Below are 22584 nucleotides of genomic sequence, written 5' to 3' on the forward strand. Positions count from 1 at the left end.
CGTTCGCCGCCGCGGGCTCACTGCTCGCCGCGGGACTCCGTGGTGTCCGGTTCGACGAGCGAGACATCGCGTGGAGTGTCGATTCCGAACAGCTCGTTGGGCGTGCACCGCAGCGTCGTGCACAGCGCCTGCAAGGTCGCCACTTTCACCTGGACCGGCTGCTTCTTGATCAGCACGTCAACCGACTGGAGAGACAGTTCGAACCCGGCGCGCTGGATGAGGATTTCGCGCAACTGGGTCGCGGTCCAGACGTCGCGGGAGGCCATGACCTTCCGCAGCCGCCACTCGATCTGCACCCGCTGCCGTCCCGTGTTCGTCGCTCCGAGGCGCTTCGCGCCGTCGCCAACCGACTCTCAGTGTCCCCGACGGCGACCGAAGCTGGCCGCCGCACGTTCGGCGTGTTTAGCAGACACACACCCACGAACAGATAGAACTTGAGATACACAGGCTGTACTAGATCTATTCAGGTGTTACCTTAATTGAATGGCGCATCTGTCCCCGGTTCAACAGAGAGGAGGTGCTTCGGCACCCATCACGTTCATCGCCATGCCGACGCGCCGCGGTTCGCGGTCAGCGCCGGTAGCGCTCTTCTGGACTCGCGTCGACCGCCCACCCCGAGCTGACGAGGTGACCCAGCACCAGTTCGGCAAGGCACACAGTCCTACCGAACGGCAAGAGTCCAGCACGGCCACGAGCGCCGGCCCCACACGGACGCATGCGGGGAGCAGAGGCCCGTTGGTCGTGACAGCTTTGGCGGTCCCAGCTCATTTAACGCACGTCATGGTGCGTGCCCGCATCGCCGCGAAACCCGCTTCGCGCGGATCGGCGACCGCAGGTGTCGGCAGCTGGGAGTGCCCGCTGTGTCGACGGTTCCTGTCGCCGACCAGCAGCCCCGTGAACCTCCGCCAGCCGCGGGCCTCACGGGCACGAAGGGGGCGCTCATGTGCGCTCAACCTCGCAACCCCGATCAGGCCGACAACAACTGCGCCGACGTTCCTGCTCCGGCCGACCAAGAGCAGCAGGGAAGCCCCGTCAGCGCGCCGAGCAGGCAACCCCGACGGCGCGTTGGCGCGAGCAGAGCTGTGCGCAACGTGGTGGTGCGCGGCGTTCGCCGCGATCCCCCCGACATGCGCAAGCTCGCGCGGGTGGTCGCCAGCCTCGCGGCAGACCTGGCGCAGACCGAAGCCAGCGAGCAAACGCTGCCCGCCGAGCCAGGCACCGCGGACGCCAGCCACCCCGATCACTGCCGCGACGCGGCATGACGTCGCGCGTTCGCGCTTGCGCAACGAACCCAGCGGATCGAAGCCGCTCGCCAATGACTCGAAAGGAAGGTTCACCACAATGCCGCCTGCCACTTGCGATCCCCGCAGCCGCCGAGCCGCACACCCACGGGCTCGACGGCCGGTACGCGTCGGCCTCTACCAGCGGTGGCCCACCCTCCGCGAAAGCGACCACCTGCAGACCTACGTCGCGTCCCAACCCGGTTGGCACATCGCTCTCCGCAGCAGCGACTACGCATCAGGCGGCACGCTGAAGCGTCCTGGGCTGCAACGGGTATTGGCGGCAGCCCGATCCGGAGTCATCGACGTGCTCGTCGTCAACCACCTGTACAGCCTTTCCCGCAAGACACAGCACCTCGCCTTCGTGCTCGACGAGTTAACGTCCCGAGGCGTGCGGGTCGTCTCGGCCACTGATCCCGCCCTCGACACGGAGACCGCGCACGGCCTCTTCCACGTACGCGTGTTGAGTGCCGTCGCGGAGATCGAGCAGACCGGCGCACTCGCAGATCGTCGCGACCGGCGTCGCCACGACCAGCAATCCGCCGACGAATCGCCGCTCGCCGGCTAACTGCAAATCCCGCCGGAGCCCACTGCGCCGACCAAAACATCCCCATCCAGACCGACTCATAACGAGGTGTCATGACCACCGCCTACGCCAACTCGGACAACGAACTCCAGCCGTCGGATGCCCCTGCGCCCACCACCCGCGCGGTGATCTACACGCGCGTGGCCTCGCCCGGACGGGCCGAGACCGACCACAGCGTCACGGCCCAGCGTGAGGCATGTCTGCGCAAGGCGCGGGAACTGGGTTTCTCGCTCATCGACGAGTACGTCGACCCAAACGCTCGACTCTGGCGACGGCCGAAACGCCAGCTGTTCCGACGCATGCTCGCGCGGTTCCGCAGCCGTTGAGAAACAGCAACCCGGCCACGAATTCGCCGCTCGCCGGGAGCGCGCGATCCAGCCGCCCGGACCCACTCGCCGGCTGCACGGTCCTCCGTCCAGGCCGCCCTCAGAAGGAGGTGTCATGACCAGCGCTTATGCCGACTTCATCGATGAACTGCAGCAGGACGTCACCATCCCTATCCAGCCGCCAATGGACGACCTTGCCCACGGCACTCGCGCAGTGATCTATCTGCGCGTGTCCTCGACCGGGCAAGTCCGGACCGACTACAACCCGGAAGGCATCTCCATTCCGGCCCAACGGGAAGCGTGCTTGCGCAAGGCGCGGGACCTGGGCGTCACGGTCATCGACGAGTACGTCGAGCCCGGACGCTCAGCCATGGAGATGACCAAACGCGAAGCATTCCAACAGATGCTCGCGCGGGTGCGCAGCCAGGGCGACGTTGACGTCATCATCATCTACCAACTCTCGCGCATGGCGCGGAACCGCTACGACGACGCGATCGTCATGGCAGACCTGCGCAAGCGCGGCGTCACCCTGGTCTCGGCCACCGAGGCCATCGACGACACCCCGGTCGGCCAGCTGATGCACGGCATCCTGGCCACGTTCAACGAGTACCAATCCCGCCAGTCCGGTGCCGACATCGCCTACAAGATGGGCCAGAAAGCCCGCAACGGCGGCACGCTCGGACGCGCGAAGCTCGGCTACCTCAACCACATCGACCACTCCGACGGCCGCGTCATCCGCACGATCATCGTCGATCCCGAACGGGCGCCCTTTGTTCAGCTGGGTTTTGAGCTCTTCGCCAGCGGCGACTACACGCAAGAAGAGCTGGCTGACGAGCTCTACGACCGCGGCCTACGCACCAGGGCCACCCGGCGACACCCCGCCAAGAAGGTGTCCGAGAACAAGATTTCGCAAATGCTGCGTGATCGCTACTACCTCGGATACGTCGAGTACGACGGCGAAGAAATCCAAGGGCGGCACGAACCGCTCATCGACGAGGACCTCTTCGAGACAGTTCAGGAGATCCTTGAATCGCGAATGACGGCACAAGAACGCCGTCGCGTCCACCACCACTACCTCAAAGGATCGCTCTTCTGTGGACGCTGCCAATGCGACGGCATCAAGCGGCGGATGATCATCCAACGGACCATCAACTCGAAGGGCGCCGAGTACCTGTACTTCTTCTGCCGCGGCCGGCAAAAGGGGCTGTGCCAAGCACCCCACGTCAACGTCACGCTCGTCGAGGACGCTGTCGAGCGCCACTACTCCGCGATTCGCTTCAGCCAGCCGTTCATCACTGACATGCGCGACCAGATCGATGCCGTGCTCGGCGAGCAGGAAAAGTCCGCACGCCTGCTACGCAAGCAGATCACCGCACAACTCAAGGAACTCGACACCAAGGAGGAGAACTTGATCGACCTCGCAGCCGACAGCACGCTGCCGCAGACCAAAGTCAAGGAGAAGCTGCGCGACATCGCCCGCGAGCGCCGCCGGCTGGAGGATCGCCTGCACACAGCCAACGCCGACCTCACCGACAGCGCCCAGCTCGTCAACGCCGGCCTTGCTCTCCTCGAACAGCCCGACCAGCTGTACCGACGCTGCAACGACCAACAGCGCCGCCTACTCAACCAAGCTATCTTCCACACCCTCTACATCGAGGACGACAAGATCACAGAGGGTGAGCTCCGTGAGCCCTTCGCCGAGCTCCACGCCATCCAAGGTCAGCGGACCGCAGCAACCAGCGCGGAGGGCACAATCAAAAGGACCACCCGCAATGCGGGTGGTCCTTGCTCGCCTTCAGGCGTCGCGGTCCTACTTCGTGGCCTTCATTCAGGCACTTGTTCTAGTAAGACCCCTAGGGTGGAGCTGAGGGGAATCGAACCCCTGACCTTCTCGATGCGAACGAGACGCGCTACCAACTGCGCTACAGCCCCTTGAGGAAGCTCGATGAGCATAACAGTGGCACTATGCCCATCGAGCGAGGGGGTCCTATTCCCCGGCGGCCCTCCGATACGGCAGCTGACCGGGGTCGTCGAGCTCGTGGAAGGCGGGATCCTCGTCCTCCAGGTCCACGACCACGGCCTGCCTGCGGATCCGCGACGTCGGCACCGGCTTGCGTTCGAGGCCCACCAGTTCGCGGCGCGGGGGGTCGACGACCTCCACGTAAGCGGACTCCTCCAGCGGCTCCGGCCGCCTCGGGACACGCCTCGCGGCGTTGTTGTACCGCGCGAGCCTGCGCTGACGGATCTCGTCCTCGATCCGCACCTGCCTGCGCAGGTAGACGAGGTAGCCGACGAGCACCACGTCGGCGAGGCCGTTGAACCACCACACGACCGGCAGCACGAAGCCCGCAACCACCGCGGTCACCACGACCACGAAGATGAGGCCGAGCACGACCCGCTGGCGGAACGCGTACTTGGCGCGGGCAGCGATCTCCGCGGCCTCGGGATCGAAGCCGCCCCGGCCCGGCCGGTAACGGCGGCCCGACTCGTCCTCAGCGACGGGTCTGCGGACCGGTTGGGGTTCGGGCTCCGGCTCGTCGAAGTCCTCGTCCAGGTCTTCGTCGAGATCCTGGTCGAGGTCGTCGTACTCGGAGTCGACTAGGTCCTCGTCGTCGGCCCGCTTGGCTTCTCCGGACATGGCGAACCTCCTCCGCCATTGGTTGTGTGCACTCCCGCTCCGCACGACCCGCGCAGCCAACGCGGAATCGTTGGTCTGCGTGATCTCCTGGCGCTTGCGCGCGACCATGGGAACGAGAACGACAAGCCACGCCGCCGCGAGCGCGACAATGATCAACGAGCTTGGCATCTCCCGTCACCTCCCCCGACCGTTACCGCTGTCGTCGTGGATCGCGCGACCAGTCGGGTGGTCGCCCCACTCCCGTCACCACGCTGACCTTCGTCACGCTAGTCACAGGAGTAACAGAAAACCCGGCGACTCGCCGGTCGTATCACGCAAAGGTATAGCTAAACCGGGTGAAAATCTCACAAAGTGTTAACGCGGTTCAGGCGGCTGTGCCTTGCCGTCGGCAATGAGTCGCGCGACGAAACCCGCGCCCATCTCCTCGGCGGTGACGGCGAAAGAGATGTGGTCCCGCCAATCACCGGCCACATCGAGATAGCGCAGGAATAGCCCTTCCTGCCGGTAACCCGCCTTACCAAGTACCCGCAGGCTGGCCACGTTCTCCGGGCGCACGGTCGCCTCGAGCCGGTGCAGCCCGGCCGCCCGGAACGCGTGGTCGGTCGCCAGCGCGACCGCCGCCGTGGCCACCCCGCCGCCTGCCAGCTCGGACGACACCCAGTAGCCCACCCACGCCGACCGCAGCGAGGCCCTGATCACGTTGCCGAGCGTGATCTGCCCGGCGAAAGCGCCGTCCACGGTGATCGCGAAGGGCAGGCACTGGCCGCGTCTGGCGAGCGCCCGCAACGAGAGCCACTGCGGAGGCCAGGCCCCGAAACCGTTGCGGTCCGTCCACGATCCCGGCGAGGTGGGCTCCCATTTCTCCAGGTACTCGCGGTCGCGCAGGCGGATGCGGCTCCACTCCCGCCCGTCCCGCAGGTGCACCGGCCGCAGCGCGACGCTGCCGGCACGCACCACCAGTGGACCGAGCTTGGCAGGCCAGCCGGGGTGGCGGGGCTCGGTGCCGTAGGGACCTGCGTACACCTGCGACGTCATCGCCCGTGATCAGGCCCGCTGGGCGAGGAACGTGACCTTGACCTGCTCCCCTGCCGCGACCTCGGTGAGGTCCTCGTCGATGTTGATGAGGCAGTTCGCCTCCGCGAGCGACGCGAGCAGGTGCGCACCCGACGTGCCGAGCGGCTGCACCAGGTACTCGCCGTTGCTCTCGTCGCGCAGCAGCTGCCCGCGCAGGAAGCCCTTGCGGCCCTTCGTCGAGGTGACGGGCGAGAGCAGGCGGGCGTCGACGATCCTGCGGTGCGGGTTGCGCGTGCCACGAGCCACGCGGATGAGGGGCCGGATCATCACCTCGAACACCACGAGCGCGCTCATCGGGTTCGCGGGAATGAGGAACGTGGGCACGGAGTCGGGGCCGAGCCTGCCGAAGCCCTGCGCGGAACCGGGGTGCATGGCCACCCGGTGCAGGTCGATGTCGCCGAGGTCGGACAGCGCGGCGTGCACCTCCTCCCCGGTGCTGCCACCCGCTCCGCCCGCGACCACGACGACCTCGGACATCAGCAGCCTGCCCTCGACGGTCTCGCGGAGGCGCTTCGGGTCGAGCGGGACGATGCCGACGCGGCTCACCTCGGCGCCCGCGTCGCGCGCGGCTGCGGCCAGCGCGTAGGAGTTGACGTCGTAGACCTGGCCCACCGACGGGGTGCGATCCACGTCCACGAGCTCGTCGCCGACCGAGATGATCGAGACCCTCGGCCGCGGGTAGACCAGCACCTTCGACCTGCCGACGGCTGCCAGCAGGCCGACCTGCGCGGAGCCGATGGTGTCGCCGCTGCGCACGGCGACGTCGCCGATCTGCACGTCCTCACCGGTCCGCCGCACGTATCCGGCCGAGGGCACCGCACGCTGCACGGTGACCTTCGCCTGGTGGCCGTCGGTGAACGCCGTGGGCACCACCGCATCGGCGAGCGTCGGCAACGGAGCTCCCGTCGCCACCCGCACCGCCTGGCCCGGCTGAAGCCTGCGCGGCTGCCGGGACCCGGCCGGGATCTCGCCGACGACCGGCAGCTGCACCGGCTCCTGACCGGCAGTGCGCACGTCGACGCTGCGGACCGCGTAGCCGTCCACCGCGGCCTGGTCGAAGCCGGGCAGCGCGTGCTCGGCGACGACCTCCTCCGCGCAGAGCAGGCCCTGCGCCTCGGAGATCGCCACGCGCACAGGGCGCGGCCGCACGGCGGCGCCCAGGGTGAGCGTGAGCTGCTCGTCGACCGACCGGAAGCCCGCGGCCTCCGGCTCGTCAGCGGTGATCGGCTCGGGTTCGGTCATGACTCGGCGTTCTCGATTCGTTCTTTCAGCCAGGCACGCAGCGAGGGCCCGTACTCGGGGTCCTCCAGCGCGAAATCCACCGCGGCACGCAGGAAGCCACCCGGATTGCCGAGGTCGTGCCTGCCGCCGCGATGCACAACGATATGCACGGGATGGTCTTCGGCAATGAGCAACGCCACCGCGTCGGTGAGCTGAAGCTCACCACCGCTGCCGGGCTCGATGCGCTTGAGCGCGTCGAAGATGGCCCGGTCCAGCAGGTATCGGCCGGCCGCCGCGTACGTCGAGGGCGCGTCCTCCGGCTTCGGCTTCTCCACCATGCCGTGCACGCGCTTGACGTCGGCGTCGCCCGTGTCGGAGACGTCGAACACGCCGTAGGGCGAGATGTGCTCCTTGGGGATGTCGAAGGCACACAGCACACTGCCGCCGTGCACGGCCCGCACCTCGGCCATCTTGTCGAGCACCCCGATAGGCAGCACCAGGTCGTCGGGCAGCAGCACGGCCACCGCGGAGTCCTCGTCGGTCAGGTTCGGCTCGGCCTGCGCAACCGCGTGCCCGAGACCGAGTGCCTGCTCCTGGATCGCCACCTCGACGTCCAGCAGCCCCGGCCCCCTGCGGACCTTCCCGAGCAGCTCGGTCTTGCCCTTGCGCTCCAGCGTGTCCTCCAGTTCCGGCTGGCGCTGGAAGTAGTTGACGACCGACTCCTTGCCCGGCGATGTGACGATCACCATACGCTTCGCACCGGCCTGCGCCGCCTCGTTCGCGACGAGCTCGATGCCGGGGGTATCGACGACGGGCAGCAGTTCCTTGGGCACGGCCTTCGTGGTCGGCAGGAATCTCGTGCCCAGTCCTGCGGCCGGCACGATGGCGGTTCGGAACGTGGTGTGACTCGTGGCGCCCGTCATGGCCGCAAAGCCTAGCCTGATCTGCTGTGTCTGACTGAGAATGACAGTCCGGCGACGACGACTCGCTGACCTGGTGAGTCTCGGACCCACCGGGAAGGAGCCAGCGTGGACGTGCCCGACCGCGTGCTGCCGGAGGCTTCCAAGAGCGAGTGGCGGGCCTTGCTGGCGAAGGGCAGGGCCGCGGTCTCCACCCAGCAACGGGTCGCCGAGGCCACCGCGCTGGCCGACGCGGTCGCCGGGCTGTCCGCGACCACCGCGTGCTGCTACGTCCCGTTCGGCTCCGAACCCGGCTCGATCGCGCTGCTGGACGTGCTGCGCAAGGCCGGCACCCGCGTGCTCCTGCCCGTCGTCCCGCCCGCACCGGGGCCACTCGACTGGGCCGAGTACACCGGCACGTCCTCGCTGGTCGCCGGGCGTTTTCGCGGGGTGCTGGAGCCCGACGGACCCCGGTTGGGCCCGAGCGGCGTCGGCGAGGCCGACCTCGTGCTGCTGCCCGCGCTCGCGGTCGATCGCCGGGGCGTGCGCCTCGGCCGGGGCGCCGGCTACTACGACCGCTCTCTGGGCTTCGCCGCGCCCGGCGCGGACCTGGTGGCAGTGATTCGCGACACGGAGCTGGTCGAGCGCCTTCCTGCCGAACCGCACGACGTGCGGATGACTGCCGTGCTCACCCCTGGCCTTGGGCTGGTCGAGCTGCCCGCGAGTGATCGAGTGTGATCTGGGCCTCGATTGCGCTGGCGGAATGTCATCAAGCAAAATTGGGTTAGCACTCTTAGGAGTCGAGTGCCAACGCCGAAGGAGCCCCAGTGCCGACCTACCAGTACGCCTGCAAGGAGTGCGGCCACCAGTTCGAGGTGGTCCAGTCGTTCTCCGACGCCAGCCTCAGCGAGTGCCCGAAGTGCGACGGAGCGCTGCGCAAGCTGTTCGGTTCGGTCGGCGTGATCTTCAAGGGCAGCGGCTTCTACCGCAACGACTCGCGCTCCGAGTCCCGCTCGTCGAGCTCCGCGGGCAGCACGTCGAACGGCTCGGCCAAGAGCTCGGACGGCTCCGGCAAGTCCGAGTCGAGCACGTCCAGCTCGTCGAGCTCGGACTCGAGCACGAGCTCGGCATCCTCCTCCTCGGCCACGACAACGGCGAGCTCCGCGGCCTCCTGACAGGACTGGTTGTCCACATCACCCCTGTTGTCCACAGGCTGGTGAATCGCCGCTTCCCCGCGCTCGGCGGGCACTCCTAGCGTCGAACGGGTCGAGGGCGGAACGGGCCGCCCTCCGCCCTGACGATGGGGGACGGCGATGAAGGATTCGCCCACGGCACGCCGGTGGCACCACCGGCTTCCGGCGTTCGCCCGTGGCCATCCGGCCACGCTCATCCGGCGCGCGCTCGCCGCCGTGCTGTTTCTGCTTGCGGCCGCACTTGCGGCTCGACCAGCCACCGCGGATGGCGACGCGGGCGGCCCCGTTCTCGTCGCCGCCCGCGATCTGCCGCTGGGCACCACCCTGCGTCCCGCCGATGTGCGGGTGGTCCAGATGCCCGACTCCCTGCGCCCCGCCGGGGCGCTCGCCGACGCTGCCCGGATCGCCGGGAAACGACTCATGGGTGTCGCCCGGGCGGGTGAACCTCTGACGGACGCTCGGCTCGTCGGCGCGCACAGCACCCCGCCCGGCACGGCGACCGTGCCCGTCCGGCTCGCCGACGCGGGCGTCGCGCAGCTGCTCCGGCCGGGCACCCGGGTCGACGTGGTCACGCTTGGCGCCGCCGAGCAGCACGAGAAGGTCCTGGCCAGCGGCGCGACGGTGCTGACCGTGCTCACCGAGGCGAGCCGGCCGAGAGACGGCCCGCTCGGCGAGGACGAGGCTCCGCTGGTGCTCCTGGCGGCTCCCACGGCCGTCGCCGCACACCTGGCGGCGGTTTCACTTGGACAACCCGTGACGGTTACCCTCCGGTAGCTGGTGTCCTAAGTGGAAGGGAGTGCACGCGTGCTGAAGGGCTTCAAGGATTTCCTGATGCGCGGCAACGTCGTGGAGCTCGCCGTGGCGGTGGTCATCGGCACCGCGTTCACGGCGATCGTCACGGCGTTCACCACGGGCCTGATCAAGCCGCTGATCAACGCGATCGGGGGCAGCGACGCGGCCCAGGGGCTCGGCTTCAACGTGCTGAGCGGCAACGACTCGACGTTCCTCGACTTCGGATCGGTCATCAACGCGGCGATCAACTTCCTGATCATCGCGGCGGTGGTCTACTTCATCCTGGTGCTGCCGATGCAGAAGATCCAGCAGCGGCGCAAGCGCGGGCAGGAGCCGGGTCCGGCCGAACCGACCGATGTCGAGTTGCTCAGCGAGATCAGGGACCTGCTGCGGGAGCAGCGGGTCCGCGACTGACGACAGCCGCACCACGGCCGGGCTACCGGTCGTGGTGAGGTGGCCGGTTCTCGAGGTACCAGTCGTCGGGAGCCGAGCGATCGGGCTTCGGCTCCCGCTCGTCCGAGGTGGTCTCGGGAAGGACTTCGCCGAACACCTCGTCGATCCTGCGACGGCGGGATCGACGAGGTGTCTCGGGAGGCTGCCTGGCCTCGTCACCGGTCACGGCGGGTCCGGGTCAGTTCTCGTCGAGGCCGGACAGCTCGTCGATCACGTAGGGCACGAGTGCGGACAGGGTCGCCATGCCGTCGCGCACGGCCGCGCGGGAACCGGCGAGGTTCACCACGAGGGTGCTGCCCGAGACCCCGACCAGGCCACGGGAGATCCCGGCGTCGATGGCGCCGGCGGCGAGCCCCGAGGAGCGCAGCGCCTCCCCGATGCCCGGGATGGGCCGGTCGAGCACACCGGCGGTCGCGTCGGGGGTGACGTCGCGCGGGGACACACCTGTCGCGCCGACCGTGATCACGAGGTCGACGCCTCCGATCACCGCGGTGTTGAGCGCGTTGCGGATCTCCACGGGGTCCGCACGCACGACGACGGTGCCGTCGACGATGAACCCGGCCTCCTCGAGCAACTCGGTGACCAGTGGCCCGGCGGTCTCCTCGTTCTCACCCTGGGCAGCGCGGTCGTCCACGATCACCACGAGAGCGCGGCCGAGCCGCTGTGCACTGCGTTCCATGTGCACCACCGTAGTAGAGCGCGAACCCCACGCGCTGACGCACTCGCCCACGATCCCAACGCTCAGGAAGGTGGACCGACATGTGACCGAAGGCTTACGTCCTCGCCACGGATGCTGCGACCCCGCCGGGGCGCACCTAGCGTCGCCTGCGTGCGTGTTCTCGTCACCGGCGGAGCCGGCTTCATCGGCTCCCACGTAGCCGACCTGCTGTCCGAATCGGGCGCCGAGCCCGTGGTCCTCGACCGGCTGCTGCCCACCGCGCACGGCGGCGAGGAGCCGCCGGACTACACCGGCGCTCACCGGTTCGTGCGCGGCGACGTCGCGGACGGCGCACTGCTCGACGATCTGCTGGACGGTGTCGACGCGGTGTGCCACCAGGCGGCGGTGGTGGGGCACGGGGTCGACCCCTCGGACACGCCGTCCTATGCCCTGCACAACGACTACGGCACGGCGGTGCTGCTCGCCGCGATGTACCGGGCCGGACTGCGCAAGCTCGTGCTCGCGTCGTCGATGGTCGTCTACGGGGAGGGCAGGTACGCGTGCGCCGAGCACGGCGTGGTCGTGCCACCCGGACGCAGGCGGTCCGATGTGGACTCGGGACGGTTCGAGCCCCGGTGCCCGGTTTGTGGTGACGAGCTGGCGTCGTTGCTCGTGCCGGAAGGCGCACCGCTCGCACCGCGCAGCACCTATGCGGCCACCAAGCTCGCCCAGGAGCTGTTCGCGGCGGCGTGGGCGAGACAGACGGGCGCGACGGTGTGGGCGCTGCGCTACCACAACGTGTACGGCCCGAGGATGCCCCAGAACACGCCGTACGCGGGCGTGGCGTCACTGTTCCGCTCGGCGCTGCGGCGCGGGGAGGCCCCGACGGTGCTGGAGGACGGGCGGCAGCGCCGCGACTTCGTGCACGTCCGTGACGTGGCACGCGCCAACGTGCTCGCGCTGCGCGCGGACGGTGTACCCGGCGAGCTGACGGCCGTCAACGTCTGCTCGGGCGAGCCGCACACCGTCGGCGAGCTCGCGGCCGAGCTGGCGGCGGCGTGCGGAGGGCCCGCTCCGAGGACGGTCGGCGGAGCGCGGCCCGCCGATGTGCGGCACGTCGTCGCGGACCCAGCGCGGGCACGGGCGCTGCTGGGCTTCACGGCGCGAACCTCATTCGCCGAGGGGATCGCCGAGTTCGCCACCGCGGCGCTGCGCGAGCCGGTCAGGACCTGGCCAGGCACCACGGCGAGGCCGGTGTCGGGGGCCCAGCCAGGCGTCACCACGCAGCCAGGCACCACGGCGAGGCCGGTGTCGGGGGCCCAGCCAGGCGTCACCACGCAGCCAGGCACCACGGCGAGGCCAACGTCGGGAACCCAGCCAGGCGTCACGGCGAGGCCAGTGTCACGGCGCAGCCAGCGGTAGGCGCACCTCGAAGCGGCAGCCGCCGTCGCGGTTGTGCACGCCGATCCGCCCGCGGTGCGCCTCGACGAGGCCCTTCACGATGGCCAGGCCGAGGCCGCCGCCCGCCGTGGGCCCCGCGGGCTCGGGCGTGCGCGCCCGCGTGCCGCGGAAGGCGACGTCGAACACGCGGGCGAGCTCCTCCTCGGGGATGCCGCCGCACGCGTCGTCGACGGCGAGCAGTGCCTCCTGCCCGTCGACGCCTACGCGCACGGCCACCGTGCCGTCGGGCGGGGTGTGCCGGATCGCGTTGGCGACGAGGTTGCGCACGATCCGAGCCAGCTCGGGGTCGCTGCCGATCACCACCGGCCACGTCTGCGCGCTCGCGAGCACCCGCACGCGCTTGCGATCGGCCACGGGGGTCTGCGCGGCGAGCGCGTCGCTCACCACCTCGCGCAGGGGGACGGCGGTGAGCTCCAGCCGCAGCGCGCCCGCCGTGATCCTGGACAGCTCGAACAGGTCGTCGACCATCGCCGAGAGGCGAGCCGTCTCGCTGTTGATGCGCTGGGCGTACCCGGCGACCTCGCCCGGCTCGGCCACGACGCCGTCGGCGAGCGCCTCCGCCATGGCCCTGATCCCGGCTAGCGGGCTGCGCAGGTCGTGACTGATCCACGCCACCAGCTCCCGCCGCGACGCCTCGGCCGTGCGTTCCCGCTCGCGGGCCTCCCGCTCCCACACGCTGCGCCGCGCGATCACCCGGCCCAGCACGATGGCCGCCGGCACGGTCACCACCGCCACCAGCACGCACACGAGCAGCATCGTGGTCAGCGCGGTGCTGAACATGAACCCGCTGACCCCGAGCACGCCGGTCAGCGTCGCCGCGAGGGGAACGAGCACGAGCACGGTCATCGTGCTCGCCAGCGACCCCCGCCGGAGCCAGTAGAGCACCAGCCCGCCCAGCGCGGCGACCGGCAGGGCGAACAACAGCGCCACCGGCAGGATGTGCCAGGCGTGCAGGAGCATGTCGGCGAAGGATTCGCCGGACTCGATCATGATGCTCGCTCCGCCTGGTACCGGTAGCCGACGCCCCAGACCGTCACCACGCGGCTCGGGTTCGCCGGGTCACGCTCGATCTTCTCCCGCAGCCGCCGCACGTGGACGGTCACCGTGGACTGGTCCCCGAAGTCCCAGCCCCACACCTTCTCCAGCAGGTCGGTGCGAGAGAACGCCTCGCCGGGGTGGTGCAGGAAGAACGCCAGGAGGTCGAACTCGCGGGCCGTCAGCGACAGCTCCAGGCCGTCGAGCGTCGCCTGCCGCGCCGCGGGCACCAGCCGCAGGTCCCCGTCGACGAGATCCGGCGCGGGCGAGCTCGGCGCCGTCATCCGCGCTCTGCGCAGCACCGACGCAACCCGCAACGCCAGCTCCCTGGGGCTGAACGGCTTGGTGACGTAGTCGTCGGCGCCGAGCTGGAGACCGGCGATCCGGTTCTCCTCCTCGCCGAGGGCGGTGAGCATCACCACCGGCACCTCGCTGCTCTCCCGCAGGCGCCTGCACACCTCCAGCCCGCTGATCCCTGGCATCATCACGTCGAGCACGACCAGATCCGGCCGATGCCAGGCGAACAGCTCCAGCGCCCGCTCGCCGTCACCGGCCAGCTCCACGCGGAACCCCGCGATCTCCAGATAGCGGCGCACGACGTCGCGGACGTTCTCGTCGTCGTCGACCACGAGCACCAGCCCGTCCTGCTCACCCATCACGCCTCACCAGACCGTCAGCACCAGGTGGTTCACCGCGAGCGCCAGCGCGGCCTGTCCGGCGAGCCACCACCGGCGCGTCTCCTGCGGCAGCAGCGCCGTCGCAGGCAGCAACCATACGGCGAACGGTAACCAGATCCGCTCCACCTCGGCCTTGGAAAGACCCGACAGGTCCGCGGCGGTCACCGCGAGCAGCGCCGCCCCGGTCAGTACCACCACAGGCCCCCAGCCCCGGAGCCTCCGCACGCCCGCGACCACTGCCGGGCCGGTCGCTAGCACCAGACACGCGATGTTGGCCCACACCCAGTACTCGTACGGCCTGCGCGAGGCAATGCCCTGGTAGTAGCGCTCCACCACGAGGTGGTAGCCGTCGAGCCACCAGAACCCGGCGACCGCGAACACCGCCGCGACGCCCGCCGCACCTGCCGCCACGGCCAGTAGGGCCTTGCCGCTGCGCCCGCACAGCACCACTGCGAGCGCGACCAGGCCGAGCAGCAGCAGTCCGTAGGACAGGAAGATGCCGAAACCCAGGAGCATCCCCGCGCCGAGCGCCGCCCAGGGCGCGGAGGTCCGGCGCTCGCGGAACCAGCGCGTTGCCAGCGCCAGCAGCGCGATGCCGGTGGCGGTGACCCCGGCGAAGAGGCCGTCGGCGGACACGCCGAGCCAGACGGCGCCGGGGAAGAGCACCACGAACGGCAGCGATGCCCGCGCGGCTTCCGGCCTGCCGAGCGCGGCGATGGTGACCGGCACCGCCACCGCCACCAGCGCGCCGACGAGCACGCAAACGATCGCTGCCCACACCGGGCCGGAGAGACCGAGCCGGTCGAGCCACACGAACACCAGCGTCGCGCCGGGCGGGTGGCCCGCCACGTGCGTCGTCCAGTTGTCCGGCTGCCCGGCCAGTATCCGGTCGGAGAACCCGGCGAGCATCGCCGGGATGTCGGTGATCCCGGCAACCTCGTGGAGGTACTCGTGCGGTGTCGCGAGCCGCCGGGCGAAGCCCCGCGTCCACCCGTCCACCAGCGCGAGCGCGACGATCCAGGCGAGCGAGGCCACATAACCGAGCGGGAGGAGGCGTCGCCAGGGCAGCCGACCGGCCAGCGCGGGGCCCCACGCGAGCACGCACACCGCGACCAGAACGGCGAGCACCGTGCCCTTGCCGTAGTGGGGCAGCCAGCTCCCGTAGAGCGGCGCGGCCTCCGCCCAGATGACCACGCCGGAGCCGGGCCGGTTGAGGTACGCGCCGACGGCCACCGCGGCGCCCACGAGCAGTGCGGCGAGCCCGGCGGCGAGCAGATCACCTCGGATGCCGAGGGTCCTGCGGGCAGGCGAGCTCACCGTGGGGGACTCGACCACAGCCGCACGATAGACCCAGGCCCGGCCCTCGGCACCGCATCGAAGGTGATCGTCAGAACTCGGTAAGAACTTCATTGACGTCAGGATTTCGTAAGCACCACAGCGGTTCCCTACTGTCCAAGGTGGACCTACCGTGGCCGGCGTGAGGTCTGACACCGTCGACGTCGTACTCCCGTGCCTGAACGAGGCACCCGCCTTGCCCGGCGTGCTCGCCGGCCTTCCGCCCGGCTACCACGCGATCGTGGTCGACAACGGCTCCACCGACCGCTCAGCCGAGGTCGCCGCCGGCCTCGGCGCAACGGTGGTCGCCGAGCCGCGCCCCGGCTACGGCGCCGCCGTCCACACCGGCCTGCTGGCGGCGAGGACGGACATCGTGTGCTTCCTCGACGCGGACGGCTCGCTCGACGGGCGCCTGCTGCCGCAGCTCGTGGAGCCGGTCCTCGCCGACGAGGCGGAACTCGCGGCCGGCCGGCGCAGGCCCGAGTCCCCTGGCGTGTGGCCGTGGCACGCCCGCGCGGGCAACGTGCTGCTGGCCGCGGCGCTGCGCGCCAAGGGCCTCGGCGTGCACGACATCGCCCCGATGCGGGTGGCGCGCCGGCGCGCGCTGCTGGCGCTCCGTGTCGAGGACCGCGGCTTCGGTTACCCGCTGGAACTGCTGGTCAGGGCCGCCCGCGCGGGCTGGCGGGTCCGGGAGTTCGACGTGCCGTACGGCCCGAGGACCGGTGGCACGGTGTCCAAGGTCTCGGGTTCGCTGCGGGGCACCCTGCGAGCGGCGCGGGACATGGCGAAGGTGTGGCGAACATGAACGTGGACTGCGCCGTGCTCGTGGTCGCGAAGGCGCCCGTTCCGGGGCTGGCGAAAACGCGGCTGTGCCCGCCCGCGACCCCGGCGCAGGCCGCCGAGCTCGCCGCCGCGGCACTGCTCGACACGCTCGACGCCGTGCTGGCAACGCCGGGCACCGTCCCGGTCGTCGCGCTGACCGGCGACCTGCCAGCCGCCGCGCGGAGCACCGAGTTGCGGGTGGCGTTGCGGCGCTGCACGGTGATCCCCCAGCGCGGCGAGGACTTCGCGGAGCGCCTCGTGCACGCGCACACCGACACAGCCGTCGCGACGGACCGCCTCCCCGTGCTGCAGATCGGGATGGACACCCCGCAGGTGACGCCAGGGCTGCTGCGCTCGACCGCGGACCTTCTGCGCCGCGACGAGGCCGTGCTGGGTCCCGCCGAGGACGGCGGCTGGTGGGCGCTGGCGCTGCGCGATCCCGAACGGGCGCGGGCGCTCGGAGCCGTGCCGATGTCGCGTCCGGACACCGGCGCGCTCACGCGGAGGGCACTCGAGTCCGCCGGGCTGCGCACGGGAACCGCCACCCGCCTGTCCGATGTGGACAGGATGTCCGACGCCGGCCTGGTGGCCGGGATGGCCCCGGACGGGCGATTCGCGGCGGCGCTGCGCACCGTCCACTCGCGATGAGCGGCGAGTTCGACCGCGGCCTGCTCGGCGGCAGCTGCTGGCTGGAGCTGGCGAGCGGCGAACGGATCGCGCTGCCCGTCGAACGCTGGCGGCGCCCTCCGGAGACCGGGGACGGCCTGCTGCTCTCGCGCTGCGCGGGTCCCACCCTCGACGTGGGATGCGGCCCCGGCAGGCTCGCCGCCGCGCTCGGTGCGCGGGGCGTCGCCACGCTGGGAATAGACAGCTCGCCGGTCGCTGTGCGGCTCGCCCTGCGCAGGGGAGCGATCGCGCTGCGCAGGGACGTGTTCGCCAGGGTGCCCGGCGAAGGCCGGTGGCGGCACGTGCTGCTGGCCGACGGCAACATCGGCATCGGCGGCGACCCGGTGCGCCTGCTGCGGCGAGTCGCCCGGCTGCTGGGCCCGGGCGGCAGCGCGGTCGTCGAGGTGGAGCCACCCGGTCACGGCCTGCGCAGGGAACGAGTTCGTGTGGGCGGCCCCGCCGAGGCGGGCGGCTGGTTCGGCTGGGCCTGGCTGGGGATGGACGCCATCGGCACGTCCGCGGCGGAGGCTGGCCTGCGGCTGCGCTGGAGCGGGAAACACGAGCGCCGCTGGTTCGCCGAGCTGACGGCCCCCTGACGCAACCACGCGCAACCGGGCAAGGGGGTCCCGGTTGCGCGTGGGCTATGGATTCCGGCGACCGAGGCCGGAGCTGGTCTCGGCCGCCACCGCGGCCGAGCGTCGGTGGTTCAGTTGCCTTCGACCGGCTGGCCGCCGAGGGTCACCTCGAGCGTCTTGTTGTTCTGGAGCGTGAGGGTGACCTGCTCCCCCGGTGCCCTGGTCCGGACGGCGGCGACGAGTGCGTTGGCGTCCTCGATCACTCGGTCGTCGAACTTGGTGACCACGTCGCCTGCCTTGAGGCCTGCCTTCTCGGCGGGGCTGCCGGGCATCACCTCGCCGATGGCCGCGCCGCCGTTGGGGGCGTCGCCGACGGTCGCGCCGATGTAGGTCTGGGTGGCGTGGCCGTTCTCGATGATGTCGTCGGCCGTGCGCCGCGCCTGGTCGATCGGGATCGCGAAGCCGATGCCGACGTTGCCGCCCTCGCCGCCGGATGCGGACTGCGGGCTGTAGATCACCGAGTTGATGCCCACGACCTGCCCGGACATGTTGGCCAGCGGGCCGCCAGAGTTGCCGGGGTTGATCGCGGCGTCGGTCTGGATCGCGTCCATCACGGTCGCCTGGTCGCCCGAGCCACCGGCGGAGACGGGTCGGTGCAGCGAGCTGACGATGCCCGCCGTGACCGTTCCGGCGAGCTCGAACGGCGAGCCGATGGCCACCACCTGCTGACCGACCCGGAGGTCGCCGGAGCGGCCGAGCTCCACGACCGGCAGGTTGCTGACGCCCTCGGCGCGCACCACCGCGATGTCGGTTGTCGGGTCGCGCCCCACGATCGACGCCTCGGCGCGGTCGCCGTTCTGGAAGACCACCGTGACGGTGCCACCGTTCGCGGCGCCCTCGACCACATGGTTGTTGGTGAGGATGTAGCCGTCGTCGCTGATGATGAAACCGGAACCCTCGTTGGCGGCCCGCTGACCTTCCACCTGGAGCTGCACGACGCTCGGCATGAGTTTCTGCGCTGCCGCCTCGACGGTGCCCGCGGGGGCGTTGCCCGTCTGCTGGGCGGGTGGGGTCTGGTCGAGCGCGTTGACCGAGCTGCCGGCTGCCGGGCTGTTGTCCGCGGCGAGATACCCGCCCGCGACACCCGCGCCACCTCCGACCAGCAGCGCGAGCACCGCGACTCCGGCAACGAGTCTCGCCGTGCCCTTACGCTGCTGCCCCGGTCCGCTCGTGGGCTGGGTGTGCGCCGCGAACGTGGCCGCCGGGTAGGACGGGCCGGGCACAGTGTGCTGAGCGGCCGGGTACTGATGACCGGGCTGGGTGGGCTGCCCCTGGGGCACCTGGCCCTGCGCCGACCACGGGTTCGGCTCGTCCGGTCCCGGCCAACCACCGTGCTCCGGGCCTCCTGGTGCCGATGCGCCGGACTTGTCCGCAGCTGTGGGGTCGTTCTCGGTCATGCACCCATGATGGGCCAAGCTCCTGAGAGCTTGCTGAACTGAACCTGTGGGGAGCACGTGGAAGCGGCTCAGCCCGCGGCGCGCAGCCGCTCCGCGATCTGCTCCGGGGTGGAGTCGTTCACCCACACGGCCATGCCCGACTCCGAGCCGGCGAGGTACTTCAGCTTGTCCCTGGACCGCAGCACCGAGAACAGCTCGAGGTGCAGCCAGGAAAGCTCGCGGTCGCGGTGGCGGGGCGACTGGTACCAGCCCGCGACGTAGGGCAGCGGTCGGTCGTAAAGGCCGTCGCACCGGCGCAGCACCTGTAGGTACACCCGCGCGAAGTCGTCGCGCTCGGCGGCGTCGAGCTCGGTGAGGTCGGCGACCTGGCGGTGTGGCACCACCTGCACCTGCACCGGCCAGCGCGCCGCGGGCGGCACGAAGGCGGTCCAGAACCGGCCCTCGGCGACGACGCGCGTGCCCGCCTTGTGCTCATTGGCGAGCACGTCGCCCATGACGTGCCTGCCGTGCTCGGCGCGGTAGGCGGCGGCGGTGGCGAGCATCCGCTCGGTCCTCGGGGTGACGAACGGGTAGGCGTAGATCTGGCCGTGCGGATGGTGCAGGGTGACGCCGATCTCCTCGCCCCTGTTCTCGAAGGGGAAGACCTGCTCAACACCGTCCAGTTCGGACAGTGCAGCCGTGCGGTCGGCCCACACGTCGACGACCGTGCGGACCCGCTCGGCGCTCAGCTCGCCGAACGACCGCTCGTGGTCGCTGGTGAAGCAGACGACCTCGCAGCGCCCCCGGCCGGGCGCGAGCTGGACCAGCCCTGCGCCGTCCACCGTGGTGGCCTCGCCCGACACGTTCTTGGCGAACGAAGGGAACCGGTTCTCGAAAACCACGACGTCGTAGTCGGCCTCGGGCACCTCGCTCGGCTTGCCGGGGCGCGTCGGGCACAGCGGGCACAGGTCGGCCGGCGGCTTGTAGGTACGGGTCTGCCTGTGGGCAGCCATCGCGACCCACTCGCCGGTCAGCGGGTCGCAGCGGATCTCCGACGCGGCCGAGACGGCGGGCAGGTCGCGGGTGTCCACGGCCTCGCGGGGCTGTGCGAGCTCGTGCTCGTCGAAGTAGATGATCTCGCGGCCGTCGGCGAGGTGACGAACGGTCTTGTTCACTCGCCTGCTCCGGAGTGGCGTGTCGCCGGGGCGATCATGAGCTCTCCCACGTGTTCGGACAGGATTCGCCGCGCATCGTCGGGCAGCTCGTCGTCGCTCACCACAACGCTGGCCTCTGCCAGCTCGGCGATGGTCGAGATGCCGACCGTGCCCCACTTGGTGTGGTCGGCGAGCACCACCAACCTGCGGCCGGCCTCCACGAGCGCGCGGTCGGTCTCGCTCTCGGTGAGGTTCGGGGTGGTGAACCCGGGCCCGTCGGCCATGCCATGCACCCCAAGGAAGACCAGGTCGAGGTGCAGGCTGCGCAGGCTCTGCACGGCGATCGGGCCGACGAGCGCGTCGGAGGGCGTGCGGACGCCCCCAGTGAGCACCACGGTCCGGTCGGGCTGGCTCGAGTCGCGCAGGACGTCGGCGACGCGGATGGAGTTGGTGACGATCGTGAGGCCTGGGATGGCGTCGAGCGCGCGGGCGAAGGTCCACGTGGTGGTGCCCGCCGAGATACCGATCGCGGTGCCGGGGCGGACGAGCCCGGCGGCGACGGCGGCGATGGCCTGCTTGTGCTCGAGCTGGCGGACCGACTTCGCCTCGAAACCGGGCTCGTCGGTGCTGTGACTCGCCACGGACGTGGCGCCGCCGTAGACCTTCTCCACCAGCCCTCGGCTGGCGAGGACGTCGAGGTCGCGGCGTACGGTCATGTCGGAGACGCCGAGCCGCTCGACGAGATCGCTCACCCGGACCGCACCGGTCCGGCGCGCCTCCTCCAGGATGATCGCTTGCCGCTGCCGCGCCAGCACGTTGACTCCATCCCGCAACCGCAGCCGAACTACACAGAATTTCTCACAAAATTCTACACGATCAAACAGAAGTCAGCCCGGGACGCCCGGCAGGCGGATCGTCATCAGCGCTCCACCTGCCTCGCTGCGGCCGGCATAGACGGCACCGCCGTGCCGTTCGGTCGCCTGTTTGACGATCGCCAGCCCGAGCCCGGAGCCGGGCAGCGTGCGGGCCTCGGAGGAGCGGTAGAAGCGTTCGAACACCTTCGGCAGGTCCTCGTCCGCGATGCCGGGGCCCGCGTCGGAGACCTCGATCACGGCGGTCCCGTCGCCGAGCGCGCGGAGCCGGACCTGCACCGTGGAGCCCTCGGGCGAGAACTTGACCGCGTTGTCGAGCAGGTTCAGCACCGCCCGTTCCAGCACGGCCGGGTCACCCGCGAGCACCCACGGTTCGAGCGTGACGTCGAACTCGGTCTCGCCCGCCCGGCGCCGCGCACGGTCGAGGGCACGCTCGACCACCTCGGCGAGGTCGACGCGCTCGTTCTCGATCCTCGGCTCGCTCTCGCGGGCGAGTTCCACGAGGTCGCCGATCAGCTGCGTCAGCTCGTCGAGCTGGCCACGGATGTCGGCCTCCATCTCAACCCTGTCGCGCTCGGCCAGCGGCCGTGCGCCTTCCCGGCTCGTGGCGAGGAGCAGCTCCAGGTTGGTGCGCAACGACGTCAACGGCGTCCGTAGCTCATGCCCGGCGTCGGCGACGAGCTGACGTTGCCGCTCCTGCGAGTCGGCGACGGCCGCGAGCATGGTGTTGAAGCTGTGGGTCAGCCGCGACAGCTCGTCGTCGCCGGTCACCGGGATCGGCCGGAGGTCCATCGTGCGGGCGACGCGCTCGGTCGCGGAGGTGAGCCGCTCGACCGGACGCAGGCCGGCGCGGGCGACCGCGGTACCGGCCGCGGCGGCGACGACGATTCCCGCCCCGCCGAACAGGAAGAGCACGAGCGACAGCTCCGCAAGCGTTCGCTTCGTGGGCGCAAGCGATTGCGCGAGGACGAGCGCCTGCCCTGGCCCCGAGGGCAGGGCGACCACGCGCATGTCGGTCGCGGTGTCGGTGCGCAGCGACGACTCGGCGGTGCCGACCGCCACGGCGCGCTCGGCGTCACCGACGGGCGGCGGCTCGCCACGCTCAGGCCAGGTGAGGCCAGCGCCGGCCTGGAGCAGGCCGATGTCGATGTCGCTGCTCACCAGCAGCGCGGCCGGCACCTCCCGGAACTGGGCCTGGACGGGGACGCTGGTCACCGCGGCGTTGGCCCGCTCGATGAGGCTGTCGTCGAACTGCTGGTAGAGGTTGCCGCGCACGGTGAGGTAGGCGACGAGCGAGACGAGGGCGACCGCGCCGCCGACGCAGCTGGCCGCGAGCAGCATGACCCGCGTACGCAGCGAGAATCGGCGCGGACTTTCGGCTTTCTTCGGCGGGTGCGACTGGGGTGGTTCGACACCGGGAACGGCGGACAT

General features: G+C 70.6%; 25 protein-coding genes, 1 tRNA gene and 2 pseudogenes. 12 read left to right on the forward strand and 16 right to left on the reverse strand.

The window, feature by feature from the left end; translation table 11 throughout:
• Window positions 1-17 precede the first annotated feature (17 nt).
• Window positions 18-296 carry a helix-turn-helix domain-containing protein gene (locus tag FCN18_RS21340; RefSeq protein ID WP_043830792.1) on the reverse strand — a complete coding sequence of 93 codons (279 nt, stop codon included), beginning with the start codon at window positions 294-296 and terminating at the stop codon, window positions 18-20.
• Window positions 297-1082: 786 nt separating this feature from the next.
• Between FCN18_RS21340 and FCN18_RS21345 the strand changes: the two genes are divergently transcribed.
• The 4 genes and pseudogenes from FCN18_RS21345 to FCN18_RS40230 form a co-directional block, all read left to right on the forward strand.
• Window positions 1083-1262: a hypothetical protein gene (locus FCN18_RS21345; protein WP_043830790.1), complete on the forward strand. Its 180-nt coding sequence runs from the start codon at window positions 1083-1085 to the stop codon at window positions 1260-1262.
• Window positions 1263-1341: 79 nt separating this feature from the next.
• Entirely contained in the window at window positions 1342-1848 is a 507-nt protein-coding gene (locus tag FCN18_RS21350) for a recombinase family protein (protein WP_076153521.1), read from the forward strand.
• Window positions 1849-1919: 71 nt separating this feature from the next.
• Window positions 1920-2192 carry a recombinase family protein gene (locus FCN18_RS21355; RefSeq protein ID WP_043830785.1) on the forward strand — a complete coding sequence of 91 codons (273 nt, stop codon included), beginning with the start codon at window positions 1920-1922 and terminating at the stop codon, window positions 2190-2192.
• Window positions 2193-2376: 184 nt separating this feature from the next.
• Window positions 2377-3168, forward strand: a pseudogene (locus FCN18_RS40230) (recombinase family protein); the annotation flags it as partial.
• A gap of 378 nt (window positions 3169-3546) precedes the next feature.
• Here FCN18_RS40230 and FCN18_RS40235 read toward each other — a convergent pair.
• The 6 genes from FCN18_RS40235 to FCN18_RS21385 all read right to left on the reverse strand — a co-directional run bounded on the left by FCN18_RS40235 (window position 3547) and on the right by FCN18_RS21385 (window position 8048).
• The gene (locus FCN18_RS40235; protein WP_051171979.1) at window positions 3547-3801 is read right to left on the reverse strand and encodes a hypothetical protein; all 255 of its coding nucleotides are present in this window, start codon (window positions 3799-3801) and stop codon (window positions 3547-3549) included.
• Window positions 3802-4051: 250 nt separating this feature from the next.
• Window positions 4052-4124, reverse strand: a tRNA-Ala gene (locus FCN18_RS21365).
• 55 nt (window positions 4125-4179) lie between these two features.
• On the reverse strand, window positions 4180-4998 hold the full coding sequence (gene sepX / locus FCN18_RS21370) for a divisome protein SepX/GlpR (protein ID WP_137095940.1): 819 nt from the start codon (window positions 4996-4998) through the stop codon (window positions 4180-4182).
• 186 nt (window positions 4999-5184) lie between these two features.
• On the reverse strand, window positions 5185-5865 hold the full coding sequence (locus FCN18_RS21375) for a GNAT family N-acetyltransferase (protein WP_112276487.1): 681 nt from the start codon (window positions 5863-5865) through the stop codon (window positions 5185-5187).
• A 9-nt stretch (window positions 5866-5874) separates the two neighbouring features.
• Complete coding sequence (gene glp, locus FCN18_RS21380) at window positions 5875-7146, reverse strand: molybdotransferase-like divisome protein Glp (RefSeq protein ID WP_112276486.1); 1272 nt, start codon at window positions 7144-7146, stop codon at window positions 5875-5877.
• The gene (locus FCN18_RS21385; RefSeq protein WP_137095941.1) at window positions 7143-8048 is read right to left on the reverse strand and encodes a UTP--glucose-1-phosphate uridylyltransferase; all 906 of its coding nucleotides are present in this window, start codon (window positions 8046-8048) and stop codon (window positions 7143-7145) included. Before FCN18_RS21385 ends, glp begins: the two co-directional genes overlap by 4 nt.
• A gap of 111 nt (window positions 8049-8159) precedes the next feature.
• On the opposite strand from FCN18_RS21385, the gene FCN18_RS21390 reads away from it, so the two are divergent.
• The 4 genes from FCN18_RS21390 to mscL all read left to right on the forward strand — a co-directional run bounded on the left by FCN18_RS21390 (window position 8160) and on the right by mscL (window position 10423).
• A complete protein-coding gene (locus FCN18_RS21390) occupies window positions 8160-8762 on the forward strand; it encodes a 5-formyltetrahydrofolate cyclo-ligase (protein WP_199543090.1) in 603 nt (200 codons plus the stop codon).
• 89 nt (window positions 8763-8851) lie between these two features.
• Entirely contained in the window at window positions 8852-9199 is a 348-nt protein-coding gene (locus FCN18_RS21395) for an FmdB family zinc ribbon protein (protein ID WP_112276481.1), read from the forward strand.
• 138 nt (window positions 9200-9337) lie between these two features.
• On the forward strand, window positions 9338-9991 hold the full coding sequence (locus FCN18_RS21400) for an SAF domain-containing protein (protein WP_112276479.1): 654 nt from the start codon (window positions 9338-9340) through the stop codon (window positions 9989-9991).
• Between the two features lie 30 nt (window positions 9992-10021).
• Window positions 10022-10423: a large-conductance mechanosensitive channel protein MscL gene (mscL, locus tag FCN18_RS21405; protein ID WP_112276477.1), complete on the forward strand. Its 402-nt coding sequence runs from the start codon at window positions 10022-10024 to the stop codon at window positions 10421-10423.
• Window positions 10424-10445: 22 nt separating this feature from the next.
• Here mscL and FCN18_RS21410 read toward each other — a convergent pair whose 3' ends face one another.
• Window positions 10446-10628: a hypothetical protein gene (locus tag FCN18_RS21410; protein WP_112276475.1), complete on the reverse strand. Its 183-nt coding sequence runs from the start codon at window positions 10626-10628 to the stop codon at window positions 10446-10448.
• Window positions 10629-10640: 12 nt separating this feature from the next.
• On the reverse strand, window positions 10641-11141 hold the full coding sequence (locus tag FCN18_RS21415; RefSeq protein ID WP_199543086.1) for a MogA/MoaB family molybdenum cofactor biosynthesis protein: 501 nt from the start codon (window positions 11139-11141) through the stop codon (window positions 10641-10643).
• Window positions 11142-11291: 150 nt separating this feature from the next.
• On the opposite strand from FCN18_RS21415, the pseudogene FCN18_RS21420 reads away from it, so the two are divergent.
• A pseudogene (locus FCN18_RS21420) lies at window positions 11292-12344 on the forward strand (NAD-dependent epimerase/dehydratase family protein); the annotation flags it as partial.
• Window positions 12345-12521: 177 nt separating this feature from the next.
• Here the strand turns inward: FCN18_RS21420 and FCN18_RS21425 are convergent.
• The 3 genes from FCN18_RS21425 to FCN18_RS21435 are packed head-to-tail and all read right to left on the reverse strand — an operon-like array spanning window position 12522 to window position 15628.
• Window positions 12522-13571 carry a sensor histidine kinase gene (locus tag FCN18_RS21425; protein WP_112276471.1) on the reverse strand — a complete coding sequence of 350 codons (1050 nt, stop codon included), beginning with the start codon at window positions 13569-13571 and terminating at the stop codon, window positions 12522-12524.
• Window positions 13568-14272: a response regulator transcription factor gene (locus tag FCN18_RS21430; RefSeq protein WP_137095943.1), complete on the reverse strand. Its 705-nt coding sequence runs from the start codon at window positions 14270-14272 to the stop codon at window positions 13568-13570. Before FCN18_RS21430 ends, FCN18_RS21425 begins: the two co-directional genes overlap by 4 nt.
• 6 nt (window positions 14273-14278) lie before the next feature.
• Entirely contained in the window at window positions 14279-15628 is a 1350-nt protein-coding gene (locus FCN18_RS21435) for a hypothetical protein (protein ID WP_170200581.1), read from the reverse strand.
• A 142-nt stretch (window positions 15629-15770) separates the two neighbouring features.
• On the opposite strand from FCN18_RS21435, the gene FCN18_RS21440 reads away from it, so the two are divergent.
• The 3 genes from FCN18_RS21440 to FCN18_RS21450 are packed head-to-tail and all read left to right on the forward strand — an operon-like array spanning window position 15771 to window position 17712.
• Window positions 15771-16433, forward strand: a complete 663-nt coding sequence (locus FCN18_RS21440; protein WP_137095944.1) for a glycosyltransferase family 2 protein — start codon at window positions 15771-15773, stop codon at window positions 16431-16433.
• Window positions 16430-17098, forward strand: coding sequence for a TIGR04282 family arsenosugar biosynthesis glycosyltransferase (locus FCN18_RS21445; RefSeq protein WP_137095945.1), 669 nt, complete (start codon window positions 16430-16432; stop codon window positions 17096-17098). Before FCN18_RS21440 ends, FCN18_RS21445 begins: the two co-directional genes overlap by 4 nt.
• Complete coding sequence (locus FCN18_RS21450; RefSeq protein WP_112276466.1) at window positions 17095-17712, forward strand: methyltransferase domain-containing protein; 618 nt, start codon at window positions 17095-17097, stop codon at window positions 17710-17712. The genes FCN18_RS21445 and FCN18_RS21450 overlap by 4 nt, the downstream gene beginning before the upstream one ends.
• 110 nt (window positions 17713-17822) lie before the next feature.
• On the opposite strand, the gene FCN18_RS21455 is transcribed toward FCN18_RS21450, so the two are convergent.
• The 4 genes from FCN18_RS21455 to FCN18_RS21470 all read right to left on the reverse strand — a co-directional run bounded on the left by FCN18_RS21455 (window position 17823) and on the right by FCN18_RS21470 (window position 22584).
• Complete coding sequence (locus FCN18_RS21455) at window positions 17823-19148, reverse strand: S1C family serine protease (RefSeq protein WP_137095946.1); 1326 nt, start codon at window positions 19146-19148, stop codon at window positions 17823-17825.
• Between the two features lie 68 nt (window positions 19149-19216).
• The gene (galT, locus tag FCN18_RS21460; RefSeq protein ID WP_112276463.1) at window positions 19217-20302 is read right to left on the reverse strand and encodes a galactose-1-phosphate uridylyltransferase; all 1086 of its coding nucleotides are present in this window, start codon (window positions 20300-20302) and stop codon (window positions 19217-19219) included.
• The gene (locus FCN18_RS21465) at window positions 20299-21096 is read right to left on the reverse strand and encodes a DeoR/GlpR family DNA-binding transcription regulator (protein WP_112276461.1); all 798 of its coding nucleotides are present in this window, start codon (window positions 21094-21096) and stop codon (window positions 20299-20301) included. Before FCN18_RS21465 ends, galT begins: the two co-directional genes overlap by 4 nt.
• A gap of 72 nt (window positions 21097-21168) precedes the next feature.
• Window positions 21169-22584, reverse strand: coding sequence for a sensor histidine kinase (locus FCN18_RS21470; RefSeq protein ID WP_112276459.1), 1416 nt, complete (start codon window positions 22582-22584; stop codon window positions 21169-21171).

The organism is Prauserella endophytica (assembly GCF_005146945.1).
GTDB lineage: Bacteria > Actinomycetota > Actinomycetes > Mycobacteriales > Pseudonocardiaceae > Prauserella_A > Prauserella_A endophytica.

Bases quoted from the DNA above. Each gene is read 5' to 3' on its own strand.
- FCN18_RS21350 (WP_076153521.1), top strand. From the start codon at position 1,342: ATGCCGCCTGCCACTTGCGATCCCCGCAGCCGCCGAGCCGCACACCCA.
- FCN18_RS21355 (WP_043830785.1), top strand. From the start codon at position 1,920: ATGACCACCGCCTACGCCAACTCGGACAACGAACTCCAGCCGTCGGAT.
- sepX (WP_137095940.1), bottom strand. From the start codon at position 4,998: ATGCCAAGCTCGTTGATCATTGTCGCGCTCGCGGCGGCGTGGCTTGTC.
- FCN18_RS21375 (WP_112276487.1), bottom strand. From the start codon at position 5,865: ATGACGTCGCAGGTGTACGCAGGTCCCTACGGCACCGAGCCCCGCCAC.
- glp (WP_112276486.1), bottom strand. From the start codon at position 7,146: ATGACCGAACCCGAGCCGATCACCGCTGACGAGCCGGAGGCCGCGGGC.
- FCN18_RS21385 (WP_137095941.1), bottom strand. From the start codon at position 8,048: ATGACGGGCGCCACGAGTCACACCACGTTCCGAACCGCCATCGTGCCG.
- FCN18_RS21400 (WP_112276479.1), top strand. From the start codon at position 9,338: ATGAAGGATTCGCCCACGGCACGCCGGTGGCACCACCGGCTTCCGGCG.
- FCN18_RS21415 (WP_199543086.1), bottom strand. From the start codon at position 11,141: ATGGAACGCAGTGCACAGCGGCTCGGCCGCGCTCTCGTGGTGATCGTG.
- FCN18_RS21425 (WP_112276471.1), bottom strand. From the start codon at position 13,571: ATGATCGAGTCCGGCGAATCCTTCGCCGACATGCTCCTGCACGCCTGG.
- FCN18_RS21430 (WP_137095943.1), bottom strand. From the start codon at position 14,272: ATGGGTGAGCAGGACGGGCTGGTGCTCGTGGTCGACGACGACGAGAAC.
- FCN18_RS21445 (WP_137095945.1), top strand. From the start codon at position 16,430: ATGAACGTGGACTGCGCCGTGCTCGTGGTCGCGAAGGCGCCCGTTCCG.
- FCN18_RS21450 (WP_112276466.1), top strand. From the start codon at position 17,095: ATGAGCGGCGAGTTCGACCGCGGCCTGCTCGGCGGCAGCTGCTGGCTG.
- FCN18_RS21455 (WP_137095946.1), bottom strand. From the start codon at position 19,148: ATGACCGAGAACGACCCCACAGCTGCGGACAAGTCCGGCGCATCGGCA.
- FCN18_RS21470 (WP_112276459.1), bottom strand. From the start codon at position 22,584: ATGTCCGCCGTTCCCGGTGTCGAACCACCCCAGTCGCACCCGCCGAAG.